Origin of the sequence: Intestinibaculum porci (assembly GCF_003925875.1) — a bacterium.
In the GTDB taxonomy this organism is placed as follows: Bacteria; Bacillota_I; Bacilli_A; order Erysipelotrichales; family Coprobacillaceae; genus Intestinibaculum; species Intestinibaculum porci.
Genome location: NZ_AP019309.1, coordinates 1,294,280 through 1,314,852 on the forward strand (window position 1 = coordinate 1,294,280; position 20,573 = coordinate 1,314,852).

The following is a 20,573-nucleotide window of genomic DNA, read 5'->3' on the forward strand; positions in this document are numbered from 1 at the left end:
TGCTTTATTTGAAATGGAAATGGTTTATTAAACTTAATAAATCAGATCGGAGGAAATATATTTCGTTACAATATCTATTAATATAAAAAATATAATATAAATAAGGAGAAAATTATGAAGAGTAAAATGTATGTTAGGTGTCCAGCTGATTATGAAGATGAACTACATCCCCGCATTTTTGTTTGCGCTCAGATTTTAGCTGTAGATGATTTTGCGGAGACTGTAACAGTCAAAATTCATGATCCAAGTGGATATTTAGAATATTTTGATGAATTACCTTCGGATATCCAAGTATATCCAAAATCTCAAGTAAATAGATGTACTTTTTTTAATAATTCAGAGGTCTTTGTTGGCAAAAAAGCATATGATGTGATCTGTAAGAAAAAAGAAAAAGACGAAGAAGGATATTATTACTATTATTTGCAAAATAAATCAGATAAAAGTATTAGCTGTGTATGTGAAAAAGACATAATTGCTGGATTTAACAATGGTCGAGTTTCCCCAAGACGTCAGCTTTTAAATTATGAATTTCAAAATCCAGTTTGGTATGTTGGACGTTACGCTGTTTCAAAAAATGTCAATATATTGCATAATGCGATGTACGGTTTTGATGAATTAGCAGGGTCAAAGATTTATTTATTACCGCATCAGGTAAATACAATTATGAGATGCTTACAGGATGAGAAATGTCGCTATATGTTGGCAGATGAAGTTGGTATGGGAAAAACAATTGAAGCCATATCAATTTTGAAAGTCTATATGAAAGATCGGAGTCGGCTGAAAATCTTAATTGTTGTTCCTAAGCAGCTGAAAGAGCAGTGGCATGCAGAACTATTACTTAAATTTAGTATTTCTATAGGGGTAAATAAAAATAATAATCGTGTTTCCTTAATATCTTATGATCAGTTAACGGAAGCAAGAATTAATAGGCAATATGATTTTGTGGTAATGGATGAAATTCATCAAGAGATCGCTTCGCCAGGTCATTACAGTCTTGTTCATCAGTTAAGTCACAATACAAAAAATCTGTTATTGCTAAGTGCAACACCGGTTCAGCAAAAAAGAACAGAATATTTAAATTTATTACGCGTATTAGATCCAGAAAAATATGATCATGTTGGAAAGTCACAATTTGAAGACTTGGCTGTAAAACAAATGGAGATTGTAGAAAGAACGTCTCTATTACTCGACGACATTTTAGATTTGGAAGAAATTAAGGAAGAAGTTCTCGAAGAAGGAGGAGATCCACTTGAAAGCGATGAGTGCTTAGAGACATTTGATGACATATTAGATGAAATAAATGAATTCATTGGCATGTTTAACGATGATCATTTGAATACTATTGTTGATCATATTGATAAAGAATATGATTTTGGAATTGCTCAAATGAAATTATTGGTTTCATATGTCGCGGATAATTATCAAATCGAATCTCACGTTATTCGCAATCGCCGAAAGACGCTGCAAATCATTGCTGAAGAAGAAGGAGAGCCTTCAATTCTTCCTACAAGAAAATTGCATGCATTACCTTATAATCTGGACTTGGATCATAATTATGAAGAGAAGGTCGCGTACAATGAATTGATTCAATGGGCAAATAATAGGGTGAAGACGAGTGACAGTATTTTCTTAGATGTTCTACCTGTTGTTGGAGCTTTTTTCAGTTCTGCGGCAGCCTATCAAGGAAGTGTATGGACATATAATGTAGAAATTCATCAGGAGCATCTTAATAAATGGATTGAATATGAACAAAAAACTGTAAATATGATAAAAGAAATTATCCAAGATCCAGATGAATATAAAGATTATTACGAGTCTAGATTAGTTAAAATTATTAATTATCTATATGAAGAATGTTCAGATAGTAAAGTTGTCCTTTTTACAAACTATAAAGAAACGTTAAATTTATATAAGAAAGCATTACTCAATGTATTTGATCAAAGCGAAATTACTTATTTCTATAAAGGTATTGATCCTGAAATATTAGAAGTCAATGTTTATCATTTTCAAACCGATTCACACTGTAACATCATGCTTTGTGATCAAACAGGGGGAGAGGGAAGAAATTTCCAGTGTGCTGATTTTGTGATTCATATCGATTTACCTTGGGATGCTAATCAAATTGAACAAAGAATAGGTCGATTAGACCGTTTAGAAAGAGATCCTGAAAGATCAGTAGTTACTTCAGTTGTTCCCTATGCACTTGATTCATTTGAAGAATCATTATTTCAGTTTTGGAATAATGGGTTAGAAATTTTTACGCACTCATTAAGTGGTATGGAAATTATTATGAATGATATTAACACGAAATTGGTTCATTCTATTGAGGAGGATTTTGAAACTGGTCTTGCATCTCAAATAGACAGCATTATTAAGGATGTTAAGAGAATGACGAACCAAGTAAATAAAGAGCAAAATTTTGACAGTGCATCTACAGCATACGCTCCTTTATTTAACAATATTCGAGAACAAATTGAAAACTATAATGAAAATGACTCAAAAATGTTTAGAGAAGCTATGACAAGCTGGTCTTCTTTAGCTGGTTTTCATGCACAAGAATGTGGCGAAGATATTATAAAATACACGGACCATGCATTTTCTGTTAGGTCTGCTTTTAAAGCAATGCTGATTCCTCCTAATTGGAGTGATTATTTTTTAAATGAGCATAATGCGTTTTTGCGTAAGGTTCAACAAAATGCAAGCTCAATCCGTACAAATGAGAGAGCAATTAAAGGTACATTTAATAGAAAGATCGCTATTGAAAATGATTATATTCATTTCTTTGCACCAGGTGATGCGATCTATGACTGCATTGTTTCTAATGCCATTAATAGTTGTAAAGGAACTTGTTCTGCCATAGAAATAAAAGGAAAATATAATTGGGCTGGTTTTAGATTTATATATAGAATTCTTCCAAATTATGAATATCTGCTTGAAAATCATGTTTCTTTACATGAATTTGATTTGTTTAAATCATATGTTAATATGAGTCCAATTGACCATGTGGTATCCTTAATTAATAAGGATCAAATAGATGATATCGATATACGTATAGAATTGAATTCTATACTGACTCTAAAAAATATTAAATCACATTATACCATTAATTATGGAAGAAGAAGTTCCGGTGATAAAAGCAAAACTTTATCTAATATAGATTGGTTTATCCATACTTTTGGTAAAAACTGGGCTAATGTGGTAAAAACTCTTACAAAGCAATCAAAAGAGTTTACTTATGAAAAGTACATGAAACAAGCTAATTTGAGTGAAGTAAAAAAAGAGATGGAACGGATTCGAAGAGGAAAAATAGCTAAGAATAATTTTTATGATTTAGATGATCAAGATTCGATGGATTTGGAATCGGTTTTTGATATTATTCTAAAAGCTTTAGAAACGCCTCAAATTGAATTGGAATCGGCTTTATTTGTAAGAATGGAGCAATAAGTGAGGATGAGAAATAGAGAGTTAGAAGAACAGGTATCAAAATATTTTAAAGGGGAAATAACCTCTCAAGATATTTTGTCTTATATTCAAAATTTAAATTTTAAAGATAGCCATCAGCATTTTCTTGCATCGACTGTGAAAAGACTGATATTAATTGCTGAAAAAAGGAAGCAATCCAATTTATATGATCATGATTTTCTTATTGCATTAAGGGATTATTTACTCGTTTTTAATAATCCCAGACTAGATGGAGATATTATTACAGGATTCGATATTGAAGACTATGATATTATTGTTCAAGAAGGGCAATGCAGATGTTATTTAGATCAAATTCCAAATGGAATTACGCCTAAATTTATTAAAGATACGTATGCTTTGACAAGTAAAAAAAGTGAACCTTCTCATAAAGCAAGCTTGATCACAGATAATAAAATTTATGATTTGACTGGGTATAAGTATTTTAAGTCAATACGTCAGAAAATAGCTGTATATGGTGCATTGAAAACACCAAATGGTTATACAACACTCATTTCACTGCCTACGGGTGGAGGAAAGAGTTTAATAACACAAAGTATTGCTTATCAAGGTCGTGGCTTAACGATTGTTATAGTGCCTACAGTTTCCTTAGCAATTGATCAGGAGAAAAGTGCAAAAAAGGTTATAAAGAGCGAAAATGCTGATGAGGAAATTTTTTATTATGCAAGTGGCTTTTCCAAAGATAAACAAGATTTAATTATTTCTTCAATTAAAAACCATACAGCAAAACTTTTGTTTATTTCTCCTGAAGCATTGCAGAATAATGAAATATTTAAGAATATTGTAAAGACAGCAAATGATCTCAAATACTTAAAAAATATTGTAATTGATGAAGCACATATTGTGGTAGATTGGGGAAGAAATTTTCGACCTGAATTTCAATCATTAGAGTCCTGGAGAAACGCTTTGATGTTTGAAAATGAAGAGATTCGAACATTTCTTCTTTCAGCCACATTTGTAGAGCGTGATACTAAAATTTTGAAAAATCTATTCTCAAATCGAGATAAATGGATTGAAATAAGATGTGATGCATTAAGGCAAGAACCAAGATTTAATGTTATCAAAAAAAATACTGAAGGTCAAAAGAAAGATTGCATTGTTGAGCTTGTAAAGAAATTACCGCATCCAATGATTATTTATACTGATCAGCCTGCTCATGCTGAGCAATATAAAAAGCTGCTAGAGGCACACCAAATAAATAATATCAAAACATTTACTGGTAATACAAAAAATGATGAGAGAAAGAGACTCATTAATGAGTGGAAAAATGACGAGTTCGAAATCATGATCGCTACTTCAGCGTTTGGTGTTGGAGTTGATAAAAGTGATATTAGAACTGTTATTCATACATATGTTCCACAAAACCCTAATGCTTATTATCAGGAGTTAGGACGAGGAGGAAGAGATGGCCTTCCTTGTCTTAGTGTTATGTGTATTACCCCTAGCAGAGATTTGGCGGATGCTAAAAATAAAATGTTGAGAAGTATTTTAAGCGAAGAAAAAATTTTCCAAAGATGGGATAGTATGTTTAATTCCCCAAAATCAAAAAGAATAGGAAATAAAGTTTATATAGATACGTCTATTGTTCCAAATTATGTGGAATCAGATCATAATGATGATTTTTCAAATGAAGGACATGTGAGATGGAATGTTTACGTTTTATTTTTGTTGAGGCGATGTAATTTAATTTCAATCAACAATGTTATTAAGGATGGTAAAAAATATATATTTACCATAGAAATCAACGATGATGTTTTATATGGTCGCAATCAGGTCGAAATAATTGATAAAATGCATCACGCATATAACGAAGAAGCGCAATACTATAATGATTCATTCGCTGAAATACAGGATCATATTGAAAATGCAGGAAAAGAATGCTGGTCAGAAATGTTCTATAGTACTTACGATTTTGTTGATGAGTATTGTGCAGGCTGTGATGAGCATAAAGAAATTATTGATGGAACAAGTAATGAAATTTTAAAGAAGCCTGTCACAAAACCATGTATGTTATTTGGTGCTAATAGATTAAAATGGTTATCTGAAAATAGAGAAGCGATAATAATAACATCTGAAATGAATTATGCGCAAATTATTAAAAAGTTCGCAGACCATATTTTTGTAACTGTTGTAATACCTAATGATTATTGTAATCAAGAGTTAGAAAGTATGATTAAAGATCAAACGAGAAAAAATATCTTTATCTTACAATTTGATACATTTTATAAACTAATTAAAAATGGCTCCTATTTTTTTGTTAGTGGTTTAGTAATTGTTGTATATAATTCGCAAAAAGAAGATCAGATGTATAATTTTTCTTTAGTAAAGAATAATTTATATAATATGGAAAATATTAGAATTATACATTTAACAAATGAAGATATGAATGTTAAGAATGCAAAAAAAATGAGTGATTATGTTGATGGTGCGTTGATTGATGAGAATTCTTTAGGAGATGATATTTATGTTTAAAGGAAAAATGGAGACCCCAGCGACACCAGAGCGTGTCTATTATCTGTGTAAACTATTAGAAAATGGTCCCAAAAACTCAGTTGATTTAAAAAGTAAAATGTTTCCGAAAATTTTAGATCCAAACGGTGATAGTGGTTATTTTGGGAATATTCGTAAAGCAGCTGAAGAATTGGAACTCGTGGTTATTGAAGATAATATGATCAAATTACTGGCTCCAACAAATATATTAGTGAGTCAAGAGAGTTTTAGAGAATATATCAATAACTTCATATATAATTTAAGTGATGATGAATTTTATGATGTAACAAAAGCTTATTTTACCTTAGGAACGGAAATTATTACAACTGTTAGCAATAATGTTAGTGAGTATTCTAAAGTTATTGATAATGCTACAAATCACCGTTATAAGTTAGATAACACAACTCAAAATGCGTGGCGATTTTGGGCTACATATTTAGGCTTTGGTGATATCTTTAAAAACAATATGTTTATACCAAATTGTAAAGTCTTTTTACAGGATTTAATAAATTATTCTGGATTGGAGAAAAATAAGTCATATAGTGCTCAGGAATTTATTTCAGGATTAGGAAGATCTTTTGATATTTTAGGCAATGAAGGAAATGTAATGAATTATGGTACGACAAATGGTTTACGTTCACTTCATGAATTAAAGGTGATTAAAATGGAGCATATTCTCGATAATGATAAAGCTATTGTTTTGTATAAAAATAATGATCCTGATCTTAGTGAGAGTATCACAAATATTACTATATTGGAGGCATAATTGATGAATTCAAAAATTGCAAAAGCAAGGCTAAATGCCATTGTTAAACCAGATGCGAACAATACGGCTATTGAAGATTTCTTTGCAACACATGTGCCATTAAAGCATCTACAGGTTGTTGATCAATTTTCTTTGGCACCTCCTGTTGGAAATTTTAGAGACGAAATTGAGATTTTTGAGGATTATGTGAAAAATCCTGAAAACAAGCATCAAATGATTGTCGTATATGGGCAATCAGGAACTGGAAAATCTCATTTGATCAGATGGTTTAAAGAAATGTTAGTTAATGAACAGCTTGATCATGAGGTTATTCTTTACATTTCACGAAGTGACAATACGTTGAAGGGTACAATTAAGCAACTTTTGCAAAAAGAAGAGCTTAGAAATATTGAAGGAAATGAAGAACTTTACAAAAAGCTTAGAAGTGCATCTGAATTTGTTGATGAAAAGAAATTAAAGGATCAAATATATTATCAGTTTGTAGTTGAAGTTCAGAATGATCATTCCATCAATTCTGTGAAACAAAGAAAGATTGCTGCATTTTTAAAAGATGATCGTATAAAAGATTATTTACTTCGGCCAAAAGGACCATTAGAAAGAATCTATTCCAAAATTGACGAAAGAGAGACAATTGTTGATCTTGATGTTAAGGCAGAATTTTATCCAGAGGATTTTTATATTGATTCAGAGCTTTATCAAAAAATTGATCAATATGGAGACCTTAGTGCAAAACGCTTAACCAAAAAATTGTATTCGGATGTCAGCCGTGAAAAAGAAGCTCGTGCATTGTCAAAATATCTTAATGGTTTTGTTGAAGAAGTTATTCAGCACACAACCAATATCGAGCCTGGAGATATTGAACAAATTTTTACGAATATTAGACATCAGTTATTCACTCAAAATAAAAATTTAACGATATTTATTGAAGATATTACTTCTTTTACTGGCGTTGATAAATCATTGCTTAATGCTCTACTAAGAGAAAATGAAGGTGAAGATGAAAAAGAAGAAATATGTCGTATTTCGTCTATTATTGGAAGTACGACGTCGTTTATTCAGGATAAGTTTTTAGATAATCATAAGGACCGTGTTTCTACTTATATTTATATTCCTGATAATCAGTTTGATCAAAAACAATTGTTTGAATTTGTTGGACGATATGTGAACGCGATGTCATTAACAAAAGAGAGATTAAAAGAATGGGTATCAGCAGGGGCACATCCTGAAGATTATCCAGTTCATGAGTGTATAGAAGGAAAAAACTGGGATTATATTATTTCTGATGATCATAAGTTGCCACTTTATCCTTTTAGTAAAAATGCAATCGTTAATTTATACGATACACAGCTTAGAGAAGGTGCAAAGACACCTAGATATATTATAAGAGACATTATTGAGCCTGTAGCTCGAGAAGCTTTAGAAACGCCAGCTATGTTTCCTTCTGAACGTTTCATTTATAGAAAACAGAATGTTGATGTTAATACAATCCTTGACAGAAGAATAGGTGATGATATTTCGAAGCTTGATCGCTTAAAACGATTCATTTATATTTGGGGTAATGGAAAAGCAGATAAGTATGTACAAAATGATATTCAATACATTTCAGGAATTCCTGAAGAAGAATATCAATTATTTGATTTGCCAGTGTTGGATTTAAAAGAATCAAAAGCCGTATTAGAAGAAGAAATACCTGATGTGAGCGATGACTTTGTTGAAGCGCATAAAGTTGAGAAAAAAGTAATATCTGAAAAATCTGCGAATATTTTTGAGATCACTTTAGAACAAGAAAAGAATTTAAAAGAAGTCGAAGAATTATTAGGTGAGTGGCTGCTGGGAAGAATTCTCCTCCCTAAGGGGAATGTTGGTGCAGGAAAGTATATTAATAATGCGAGATCTGACATTAATTCTTATTTATTAGAAACAATTGATTGGCAATTGTACAATGTTTCAATGGATAATGTAAGAAAAATAAAAGACTCAAGTAATGGCTTAATAAAGTTTGCTGGAGAAGATAAAGGGAAACCTGCTCTTTATACCATTCCTATTTCGAATAATGCAGTTCGTTTAATTATGGCTTTTATAAGATGGAATTACCTTGGGAAAAAAGAAAATTTTAATTACTATAACGGAATTGAAGATGCTTATACAATTACAAATTGGAAACGTACTGTAGAAAAAGATATTGTCCATGCAGCTGAATTTATTGATGATCAAGAAGTTCACTATATTGATGCTGCTATTTCAATGAAAATTTTAAACCAAGCATTATTTAATTCAGTTAACATAAAAAATATCCAAAATTATAATTTTGATATGATGTATAAAGCACTTTCGATGTCATCTCATGTTCAACATGCTAAAAAATGGAATGAAGTTGAAAACATGCTTATCAATGATAAGTTAGATGCTGAGAGTATTGATGCAACAGTCAAGCGCTACTTTAACTTAGAACAAGGGAATTCATCGCGTGTATTTGTTATAAAATATCTTGAAGCCACTAAAGCTTTAAAGAATATGAAAAAGAAAAAACTCTTAGTTGATCCATATTCGATTCCTAATGATATTATTAAAAAAAGAAAAGAAATTTATGATCAATATACTAAATACTTTGACAGACTTGAGGCAATTTTAGATGATGAAATGAACAATCTTTTGCCTATAAAAAATGATTGTGAAAATTATTTGCAGGAATTAGATATTGAGGATGATGAGGATTTTGATGATTTTACAAATGACGTTTCTGATTTCTATGATTATGCAAATAGTTTACGCTTTAACATTAGGTTTTCAGCAACTGAAATAAGTGATGATATTAAAAAAATCTTAGATGCAGTAGAAAGAGTGAACGCTGCTGAAAAAGAAGATGCAGTGATTAATAAAATTTTGTTATTAAATAAACCTACAATAGAATATTTAAGTGAGTTACAAGAATATTTTCAAAATATAGGAAGAGATGTGCAAATTGCTGAAGGAGAATTAAACAGAAGAACACAGGAGTTAGACTCATCATTTGCTGAGATCGATGAAATAAAGGAGAATTATCAAAAATCTAGAACTGTATTAAGAAATAGTATTGATATTTTGAAAAGTTTGAGAGGTGATCACTGTGATAATTAGTCGCATTTATGAAATAAATGAGCAGATGAATCATTTAAAAAAGAAAGAACAAGAACGTAACGACATTGAAAAATTAAAAGAATATCAAGTGAAATTTCAATCATTAGTCAATGATGTCAACCAGTTAATTGAAAATATTTCATATCTCAAAAATGTTTTTGATTTTGTTGTTGATGAAAAATTGCTGGAACAATTATTTGAGTTTGTTACGAAATTAGATTGTATGACCAATCTAAATAATTTGAGCGATACATTTTTAACGGAGAAAATAGAGGATTATAAGACAATAAGACAGGCTATTAATAAAATATGGTTTTCATTTCGCTCAAAAAATATCTTAGTGAATATACAGTCTACATTAAATATTGTAAAAAAAATGAATCCGGATCAAGTCTCTATTTATTTAGATCATCTCAAATTAGCAAATAAAGTTGATGTAAAGCATGAGGAATTGATAAAATTTTATAATGCAGTCGAAGAAAGTAAAGATTTTATTAATAGTTTAAACATGAAGCCAGAAGTTATAGATTTTCTAGGAAAAATGAATAATGGAAAAGCAAGATTTGGTGATTTGAATGATTCTGTTAATTTATGGATTAAGGAAAATGGATTGGAACGAAAAATAAAATTATCCTTTTAAAGTGTTTTAGTAATTGTATCTCTTAAGCAAGTTAAGATTCAACGTGTGGGAAAACATCTTGCTAAAAAGGCTGGTCGAAAGAAGATCAGCCTTTTTTGATTACCACTATTACAAGCCTAATTAATGTTATAGATTATTTAATTAAAATAGAAAAATATTAAATATTATAATTATTATCTATGTACTATTTTGTAATACTTCTATTTTTATAGCAGATATACTTATGATTTATTGAAAGCTTTTATAAATATGATAAAATTGTATAAGTAAAGGGGATAAATAAAGTTATTGTTATATGTAGGAGTAAAGAGGTGTGCAAGATGAAGTGTGAGCTGATTGATCAATTATCAAAGCTTCGAAAGCAGTCAGTTGAAGCGGTTGATAATGCAACAGATGAAAATATAGATGATTTTAAAAAATATATTCACGTAAAACGAAATGTGGAAGATGAATTGCGTGAGCTGTTAAAAAAAGTAAATAGTAAAAATCAAAAATCTCTTGTCTTACTATGTGGGAGTGCAGGCGATGGGAAATCTCATTTGATTTACTATTTCAATAGTATCGATCGTGAACATCTTCTTGATGGTTATGAAAAATATAATGATGCAACAGAGAGTTCTGCCCCTGAAAAAACAGCAATGGAAACGCTAGCAGTTAGATTACAGGCATTTGATGATGATCATCTTGAGGATGGCGTAAATACAAAAATGATCATTGCTATAAATTTAGGGACGTTAAACAAGTTTATCGATTCTGAAGAAGGGAAAAAATTTTCTAAGTTAAGAGAATATGTCGAAAGTGAAAGTATCCTTACTAATTCCACAAAGAAAGCAGAATATAAGGAAAATGGCTTTTTTCAGCATGTTTCATTTGCTGATTTTCAGTTATTTTCACTTACTAGCTCTGGTGTAGACACAACTTTCTTACAAAATATATTTCATAAAGTTTTCTCAGAAGAAGCTGAAAATCCATTTTATATGGCTTCACGAGAATGTAAAAAATGTCCATTAAATTCATTTTGTGTGGTAAATCATAATTATCAGTTTATGAAGCGAACAAATGTTCAAAAATCGGTGATCAATCGGCTTCTAGAGGTTGTCCTCAAAGATAAAATGATTATCTCGACAAGAGATGTCTTTAATTTAATATTTGATTCAGTGGTACCACCAGCATTTTCACCGTTAAATTTATCAAATAATGATATCAAAGATAAGGATAAAATGAAAAACTATATTAATGGGACGACACCAATGCTTTTGAGTGAGGTTAAAGATATTTCACCGTTAATGAATCAAATTCAAGCACATAGCGTTCTGAAAAAACGTAGTCAAAAGATCGATAATCAAATTATCGAATTTCACGTTACAAATAATATTGAAAAATATTTCAATGATGTGACACAAAATACACCTTATCACGAGGTGACCAATTTGATGCAATTAAATAATTTTGGAAATGATGTAGAAGCAAAAAAGTGTGTGTTTCAATTCATTGAAAACATTACTGGAATGCTGAGTAATACAGATCTTTCTCAAGATTTTAAGGAATTTATAAATTGTATTTATTTGAGCACAAATCAAAAATATGAAAATGAATTAGAATCTTTTTACACTGATGCGCAAAAAGCAATTGAATGTTGGGAAGGCTCCTTTGGTGAAAATACCATTTGCATTGATGACTCTAACAAGGACTATTGGTTATTGGAGTCTTTGGAATTGAATCAAAATCCAAAGGAAAATAGTGAAGAGAAACATGACTTAGATCGTTTTAAACCGTATATTAACATTTCCTTTACACCTGGTGAACACGAAGAAGCAAGTGAAACAGTATCAATAGATTATCTTCTTTTCAAACTTATAAGAAATATTGGAAAAGGCTATCGACCAACTGTTAAGGATAAAAACTATCATGCAGAGTTTGCTGGTTTTGTTAAAAAATTGTCCGATCAAGGTAAACAAAATAAACAAGTTATGATTAGAAAAAAAGGAAATAAAGATTTAAAATACATCTTTAAAGTAAAACCAGGCAATAAATTTGAGTTTAAGGTGGAAAAATAGATTATGGAGTATAAATTTAGTAAAGCTGAGTTTGATGATGTTTTTAATAATAATAAAAATAATATAAGACATAGACCTGGACATCGCTTTTTAATGTTTCCATTTACTACTAAAGATGCTGATGCTTTAGAAAGTTTTACAAATTGTATTGGTAATTATTTATGCCTAGGGAGAGGCATAAAACCTCAGTTTCAAAATCCTCACGAATTAGTTGAGAGAATGAAAGAAAAAGGTTTATCTATAGAAAAAGATGAAGATACTTTTGAAAATATCATTGAAACATTTTTTTATAAAAAAAGTATTGAAGATGGTGAAGTTGTTTATAAATTTAAACCAATTAATTTGAATTTTATTGAACAAAATTACAGTGATGAATCGACTGAAAAAAAGAATGCAAATTTTGCCTTTGATGTTCTTGGTGACCCAGAGACAATCTCAAAAGATATTAATGAGATTACACAAAGTAAACAGTCATTCAATGCTTTGGAAAAATGCGTTGAAGGTGCTTTAAAAATGAGTACCAGCAAAATTCATCAGGATAAAGCGTATTATAAACTCACTCATGTATTTGATGAAGTTTTTAACGAAGATTTTAATTATGTGATTCATGATCAGACATGTGTTGAAGAATATTTTTCGCTATTTTTTGATTTTTATATTTTTAATTACTGTAGCCAGTCTGTTTTACTTTTAGATCGCTTCACAAATGGTAATAGGAATCAGATGATCCCTTTGTATTACAGTATCCAATGGGAAAAAACTAATCAAAATAGAAAGTGTTATACCAATGGATGGAGAAGTTTGGAAAGAAAAGCGGGTTCTTTATTTGCACATGCAAATGCCTTAGAAATGCTCAATCAGACGGAAGAAATTTTTGAGGAGCCACTTGATTATATAACACTAGAACATTTAGTTGAGACAAATCAATTGGATGATCAGAGTGTTGCTCTTCAAATTGATGAAATAACAAACTATTATAGAAGTTTAATTAGTGATGTTCCTCAAATTTTAAATGTTGAAAAAGACAATATCAGTAAGACGGCAACGGAAGCATCGATCAAATGGCTATATAAGACAATAAGAGTGCAATTTGAAAATTCTCAGCATAGGGGTAGTCGATATAATTCGTATGCGAAATTTTTTGAAAAATTAGCATTAGGCTTTTTAAAGAATCGCGGAAGAAGTGGTAGGGTACTAAACATTTCAGAGGAGTTATTAATCTTTTTAACTAAAATATGTATTAAAGACAAAGAACAAATTAGGCTGGTTGATCTGTTCTCTGAATTTGAACGAAGAGGTGTATTTTTGGATAATAGTTCTAAAAATGCGGTATCTGAATACTATGAAAAATTGAATGTTATAGAGAAAAAGAGTGATAGTGGGGATGCTAAATATGTCAGAAAGATTTTATGATTATATTGCAGATACGATTTTTGGTTATTTTAACCAAAATAACACTGTTCTTCCAGGTAGTCGATATTCATTAAAATTAGATACAATGGATATGGTAGATGGTGTTGATCGAAGTCTAAAGAAATACGCAAAAGAGAGAAATATTTACGAAGAATATGATTTGGGTAACCTAAATTACAAAACTTATACCATTAATCTCGGTGATGATATGAAATTGGTTGTTGCGGCCCAAAGCGGTCAAATGACTGATGATTTCTTCACTACTCTCAGAAATACAAGATTCACAGATCAATTGTTTCCGCTATTGATGATTACATCAACGCAAAATGATTCATTGATTAGTGGTACTGGTGATTTATCTGCAACTGGTATGCCTTTTAACGTAGAAAACATCGTTAAAAGCATTAGTGCTATGATTGATGATGTGCAAGATAAATACATTCAAGAAATTTACAAGCATGAGTTAGCCAAAAAATCACAGGATCGTTTTACTGATCGATCATCATTGTTCGAATATCAGGATCTCATTGTTTCGTTAAAGAAGGGATCATTTGATCATGATGATTTTTATAAGTTCTCTTTATTACCATATGACAAGTTGATCACCACGACGAGAAAAGAAGAAATTAGAAAATTAATTGAGGAAGATGAAAAAGAATTCAATTATTTAGATGATATATTTAAACATAATGATATTCAGGAGTCATTAGAAAACAAATACAAAAAGGATTTTATTGGAAAATTAAAAGAAAAGAAGAAAAACAATGAACCTTGGTATGAAGGGCTTAGTCTAGAACAAGTAAAAAATAGCAAAGTTACAAGAAGTCATCAGCCACTTCAAATAGACGAGGAGTCAATTGTTATTTCAGGAGAAGGATTTGATTCAAAAGAATTCATAAAAGATACTGATTATTTTATTAGAAATGATGGAGAAACTAAAGCAAAATCTCGGCGAAAGAATATACTTATTTTTAATCCTGATTATTATCTTAAAATATACTTTTCATTTAAAACAAATAGGGCAATTTCACAAAGTAATATGACGGTGAAAGGAGATCAAATCAAAAATATTTCCTCAAATAATAAGGAATATAAATTTGAAATGATCTCTGAAAAAATTAATTTTAATAGTATCGATGTTGGTTTAGAGGGTGTTAAGTATAAATTTTCAATTTGTATCGTTAATATTGATCCTGATTATTTCAAATCATTACTGACAAATTATACTATAAGTTCATCACGTATAAACTTAGTGAATTTAAAAGGTAAATTAGTATTTAATCCAGGGAAGGATCATAGAGATGAAGTTAATTTGTATGATTCAATGGCAGAAGGGAATGTATCTTACTATAAGTGTGAATATAATAAAACATTACAAATAAATATTGACGAAGAGAAATGTTTTGTTGAAATGTCCAAACGAAAAGTTAACATTTCTGTTGGCGAGATTGAAATTCCATTTGAAATCAAAAATGGTATTGTTAAGTCAGCAAAATTATCTGGTGTCAAAGTGATGATTCAAAAAATGAAGATGAGGAGCAGTTTTGAGTATCGCAATAATAAGTTATACCATACAACACTTGTTTATGATATTAATGATAATTTAAGAACGCTATTGGAATATGAAAAATTTATTATTGATCACAAAGCATTATATGTTGAAAGTTCATTTTCAAATAATACAGCGGTTGAGATCAATATTGCAGATGAAATCAAAGATGCCTATGATTCATTAATTGATGAGATTGTTAAATTACATACATTGCCTTCACTTGTTTATTATGAAAAGGATTCTGCTGTGAGAAATGCAGCGGAAAACTACATTAAAGTTGTTTCTTATTATTTTAAAAATATTCAAGTGGGTATAGCACTTAATAAAAAAGATAATGATTTACTAAAAGTTGGTGTATTGAAGGATGGTAACAGTTTTTATTTAACACCATTACATCCATTAAATGTACTTTATCAACTGCAGCTTACAGAAGAGACTGGCTGGGAGCAAGTACGGGAAGACATTGTTAAAAAGATGAATGGTTTATTCCTGATGCCATTTATTAAAGATGAAAATGGCGATATTTTTAAAGCCATTGATCAGGAAGTTTCTTTGGAATGGAAAGAATATGCTTTAGAAACTGATGAGAAGTATCATAGTTCTAGAAGTTATATCAGCAAGCTGGTCAATAATAAGATTATGCAGTATCGAAAACATTTCGATTTCCTATTTTCTACATTAGGCAATCTGGAATTCAAGATTAATCTTGTGAATATGGGAGACTGCAGAGAAGTATTGAATGGTCTTTTAGATTATTTTGTGAGTGAAGTTAATCATGTTTCAGATCTGACAGAATTGATGAATTTTACAATTCATGTCTATTCTAACCTAGATTACAATGAATTAAATATTTTATCAGATCAGTCTCGATTGAAAGCTAAACTTGAATCATTGTATTCAAATCAAAATGTCGATATTAATGAGTTACTGCTTATTGCGGCAGATCATATCCATTGCTATTATCACGAAATGGAAGAGGTTAAAAACCTAGAATATTCACATTTAACATTTTATGAGATGGATTCAGATCAGAAATCAACACATTGTAAAATAGAGGAGACAACGACAGGATTATCATTAGGTGGTCTTTTATCGGATGTACCTTCAGTACTATATCAGGATAATTACTACATTACTGGCTTTGGAACGCGTTTTGCATCAAAAGATAACCAGCTCATTGAATTTGCATCTTATTATAATACGTTAATGGCTGTGGCTTATGATCCTGCTCCTTATGATCAGACAGAAGCCTTATATACAAGAGTAGATCGTAACCAGGAAGTTTTACTGGATAGTATTTACAGTATGTCAAACTGGGTGGTCTTTGTTGATCCAAAAGTTGATTTAACATTCTTTAAGCGCACTCATAAAGATGGCTCAGAATTAATGATTATTCATTATAGTGATCAGTATTCTTCAACATCAGGATATGATGATATTACTGTAACAGAAAAATCAAGAGAGTATTGTAATATTATCAAAGAGTACTTTGAAATGAACGCTATTCATATTGAGCAGCAAGGGATTTATGACATTATTAACTTATTTAATGCGGTGAATGGTGATTGGTTATTAAATCTATTGACAATGAAGAACACTACATCAAATAAAGCAAGTAATTATTCAAGAGAAAAAATGAGTCTACTTTCAGCGATTAAATACTGTAAAGCTAAATTTAGACATAAGAATATAACCTGGGTTCCTATTTCACTTGAGGAAATGTTGAGGGTGTCTGGAGCATTGGGTTTATCCAAAAAAGATGGTTTACTCTCAGCTAAGAACTTACAGTTCGATAAGGGAAGCACTAGTGATGATATTCTTATGGTTGGCGTTGAAAATGTCAATGGAGAAGTGAAAGTGTATTTACATCCTGTTGAAGTAAAAATAGGTCAAAATGATGATTCACGCATAAAAAAGGCCAAAGAACAGGTTGAAAATACATATAATGGATTATGGAAGGCTTTTTGGTCCGATGATACGCGTTATGATCTGGAACATAAAGTTTCGCGTAACTTTTTCATTCAATTAGTCATTGTTTCAGCAGAAAAAATGAAATTGTATGAGGCAGATCCTGATGAAAATTGGAATCGAGTACTCAAAGAAAATCGTGAGGCATTGTTGAATGATCAATTCATCTTTAGCAAAGAAATGGATCAGTATGTTGGAAAAGGTACAATTGTATCATTCGATTCAAACACTACTGTAAAATCAGTAGAAGAGCTTGAATCAAATATCTGGAAAGTTGAATTTAGTGAAAGAGACGGTTTTGGGTTTATGACACGTACAGTAAATGAAATATTCTCAATGCTTCAGCAGGATCCAAATGAAGAATATAGCTTACTGTCTGACTCATATGCGGCAAATGGCACAATATCAGGATCTCAACCACTTCAAGACACAAACTCTAGTGAAGAATTACGTAATAACGATAATAATACAAAAATAGTAGCACCTAAACCGATACTAAATGATGTTAAAGCTAATAGCAGCGATAAAGATCACGTAAACTCCGAGATCAAAACAGATTTCGAATACACTCATACTACAGATACAAATCGTGTTTATACAATAGCAGACAATAAAGAAGAATACAGTGTTACAAATGAAGATACTCCATTAAAAGAGAAAGTTAATTCAGAAAAAGTCGATGCTGACAAGCGGGACGAAAGAGTTCCATCAAATGAGCCAAGAAGTATGCAAATAAATTTTGGAACGAATATTTCAAATGGTAAGTCACTTTACTGGTATCCAAACGATACTGATCAATTAACTCATACAAATACAGGTATTATTGGGACTATGGGAACTGGTAAAACACAGTTTACTAAGTCCTTAATTACACAGCTTTACAAAAACCGGAAAGATAACTATTTAGGTGAAGAGTTAGGTATTTTGATTTTTGATTATAAAGGCGATTATAACAAGCCAGATGAAGAAGACGGTTTTGTAGGATTAACAAATGCGAAAAATAGTATTCCTTATGATTTCCCATTCAATCCTTTAGCATTAACGAAACCTAAAGTCTTTAGACCGTTATTGCCTATGCATGTTGCTAATACGTTTAAAGATACTATTTCAAAGGTTTTCCATTTAGGGAATAAGCAGGAAAGCATATTATTTGATTGTATTAAACAGGCTTATATTTCGAAGGGAATAATTCCTTCTGATCCATTAACTTGGGATCGCGAGCCGCCTACCTTCGAAACAGTATTTAAGATTTACAATGAGAATGAAGAGATCAAGAAAAATGATTCTTTAGCGGCGGCAATGAACAAGCTTCACAACTTTCAAGTTTTTGAACCTGACCCTAAAAAGACAAAGTCATTATACGATATTTTACATGGGGTATATGTTATTGAGCTATCTGGCTTTAATGATGATATTCAAAATTTAGTTGTCGCGATTACATTAGATTTATTTTATAATCAGATGCAATCTCAAGGTTCAAGTAAAACGAACGGCCGATATCGCGAACTTACAAAATTTATTTTAGTTGACGAAGCCGATAACTTTATGTCGCAGGATTTTGCTTCATTAAAGAAGATCCTTAAAGAAGGTCGGGAATTTGGTGTTGGCGTTATTTTATCAACACAGTTCCTGAGTCACTTTGGAACAGATGAGGATGATTATTCAAAATATATTCTGACATGGGTTGTTCATAAGGTATCAGATTTGAAAGGTCAGGATGTCGATTATATTTTCGGTGTTGGTAATAAGAGCCCAGAAGAAAAGAAGTTAATGAATGATATTTCTTTCTTAGAGAAGCATCATAGCATTGTAAAGATCGATAATATGGATCCGATTTATATTGAGGATAAGCCATTTTGGAAACTTAAAGAAGAACTAAATCAATCTTCTGATTAAGCATAATGACTATAAGAAAATGAATTGCAGGATGTCTTTTTCTTTACGAGAGATGATTTAGAGGATATACTTACGTAGTATATCCTTTTTGTTTTAGGAGACGCTTCGTTATGGATTATGTATATAAATTTCCTGTTGTAAAAGGTGTTCAAGCGGGTCGTGAATATTATATTGCGATGGTGCCATTAAAGATGATTGAAAAGCTCTTTCCATCAGATAATGAGTATGTAGCACCTGAATTTAGGGCACAAAGACGTTTAAATATTAGTCGAATTCCTGTGATTAGTCGCTATATTCTCGAAAATCGTGAAAGTTATGTGTTTTCGGCTTTAGCAGCATCGATTGATGGTGATTTTAAGTTTATAGAAAGTGAACAAATGAATAATACCGGTATTTTGGAAGTTTCTATGGATGCCAAATTTTTAATCAATGATGGACAGCATCGGCAAGCCGCAATTTTAGAAGCTCTTAAAGAAGATGAATCGTTAAAAGATGAAACGATTTCGATCGTATTTTATAATGATTTGGGTTTAAAGAGAAGTCAGCAAATTTTTACGGATCTCAATAAACATGCTGTAAAAACCTCAAATTCAATTTCAGAACTTTATGATTCAAGGGATGAATTGGCAAATCTAACAAGAAGTGTTGTTAATGAGGTTAAATTTTTAGATAAATATACCGATAAAGAAAAAGATAATTTAGGAAAATACTCTTCAAAGCTGTTTACACTTAATAATTTTTATAATGCAAATCAAAAGATTGTACATAGTGCTAAGCCAAGCGAAAAGGATCATCAGTTTGTATTAAACTTTTGGAGCTTAGTAGCAAAATATATGCCTCAGTGGAATGATCTAGAAAGAAATGAAATTACAAAAGTTATTTTGCGTCAGGATTACATTGCAACGCAAAATGTTGTTTTGCAGGCATTGGGAAGAGTGGGCGGTTATTTATATCTCCATTCAGAAATCAATTTAGAAGAAAAACTTAGTAAGTTAGACCAAGTGGATTGGCTGCGTTCAGCTCCATGCTGGAAAGAACGAATTATTAATGAAAGTGGTAAAATAATTACCAACCAGAATGCTATTATTTTAGCAAGTAATATCATTAAACAGTATTTACAAATAAATTTAAGCGATGATGAAATCAAAAAAGAAAATAAATTTTTAGAAAAGAAATCAATATAAAGTAGGTCGA

Annotated in this window: 9 protein-coding genes; all 9 read left to right on the top strand. The window is 30.7% G+C overall.

The window, feature by feature from the left end; translation table 11 throughout:
- The first annotated feature begins 114 nt into the window (after positions 1 to 114).
- The 9 genes from SG0102_RS06295 (at position 115) to dndB (ending at position 20,563) form a co-directional block, all read left to right on the top strand.
- Complete coding sequence (locus SG0102_RS06295) at positions 115 to 3,444, top strand: SNF2-related protein (protein ID WP_125119165.1); 3,330 nt, start codon at positions 115 to 117, stop codon at positions 3,442 to 3,444.
- A gap of 6 nt (positions 3,445 to 3,450) precedes the next feature.
- A complete protein-coding gene (locus SG0102_RS06300) occupies positions 3,451 to 5,952 on the top strand; it encodes a DEAD/DEAH box helicase (RefSeq protein ID WP_125119166.1) in 2,502 nt (833 codons plus the stop codon).
- Positions 5,945 to 6,736: a hypothetical protein gene (locus tag SG0102_RS06305; protein ID WP_125119167.1), complete on the top strand. Its 792-nt coding sequence runs from the start codon at positions 5,945 to 5,947 to the stop codon at positions 6,734 to 6,736. The genes SG0102_RS06300 and SG0102_RS06305 overlap by 8 nt, the downstream gene beginning before the upstream one ends.
- 3 nt (positions 6,737 to 6,739) lie before the next feature.
- A complete protein-coding gene (locus tag SG0102_RS06310) occupies positions 6,740 to 9,853 on the top strand; it encodes an ATP-binding protein (protein ID WP_125119168.1) in 3,114 nt (1,037 codons plus the stop codon).
- Positions 9,843 to 10,493: a hypothetical protein gene (locus SG0102_RS06315; RefSeq protein ID WP_125119169.1), complete on the top strand. Its 651-nt coding sequence runs from the start codon at positions 9,843 to 9,845 to the stop codon at positions 10,491 to 10,493. The genes SG0102_RS06310 and SG0102_RS06315 overlap by 11 nt, the downstream gene beginning before the upstream one ends.
- Positions 10,494 to 10,813: 320 nt before the next feature.
- Positions 10,814 to 12,550 (top strand): DNA phosphorothioation-dependent restriction protein DptF, encoded by a 1,737-nt coding sequence (gene dptF / locus SG0102_RS06320; protein WP_125119170.1) that lies wholly within the window; start codon positions 10,814 to 10,816, stop codon positions 12,548 to 12,550.
- 3 nt (positions 12,551 to 12,553) lie between these two features.
- Positions 12,554 to 13,963 (top strand): DNA phosphorothioation-dependent restriction protein DptG, encoded by a 1,410-nt coding sequence (gene dptG, locus SG0102_RS06325; RefSeq protein ID WP_125119171.1) that lies wholly within the window; start codon positions 12,554 to 12,556, stop codon positions 13,961 to 13,963.
- A complete protein-coding gene (locus SG0102_RS06330; protein ID WP_157982987.1) occupies positions 13,944 to 19,379 on the top strand; it encodes a helicase HerA domain-containing protein in 5,436 nt (1,811 codons plus the stop codon). The genes dptG and SG0102_RS06330 overlap by 20 nt, the downstream gene beginning before the upstream one ends.
- A 110-nt stretch (positions 19,380 to 19,489) precedes the next feature.
- On the top strand, positions 19,490 to 20,563 hold the full coding sequence (gene dndB, locus SG0102_RS06335; protein WP_125119173.1) for a DNA sulfur modification protein DndB: 1,074 nt from the start codon (positions 19,490 to 19,492) through the stop codon (positions 20,561 to 20,563).
- The last annotated feature ends 10 nt before the right edge of the window (positions 20,564 to 20,573 follow it).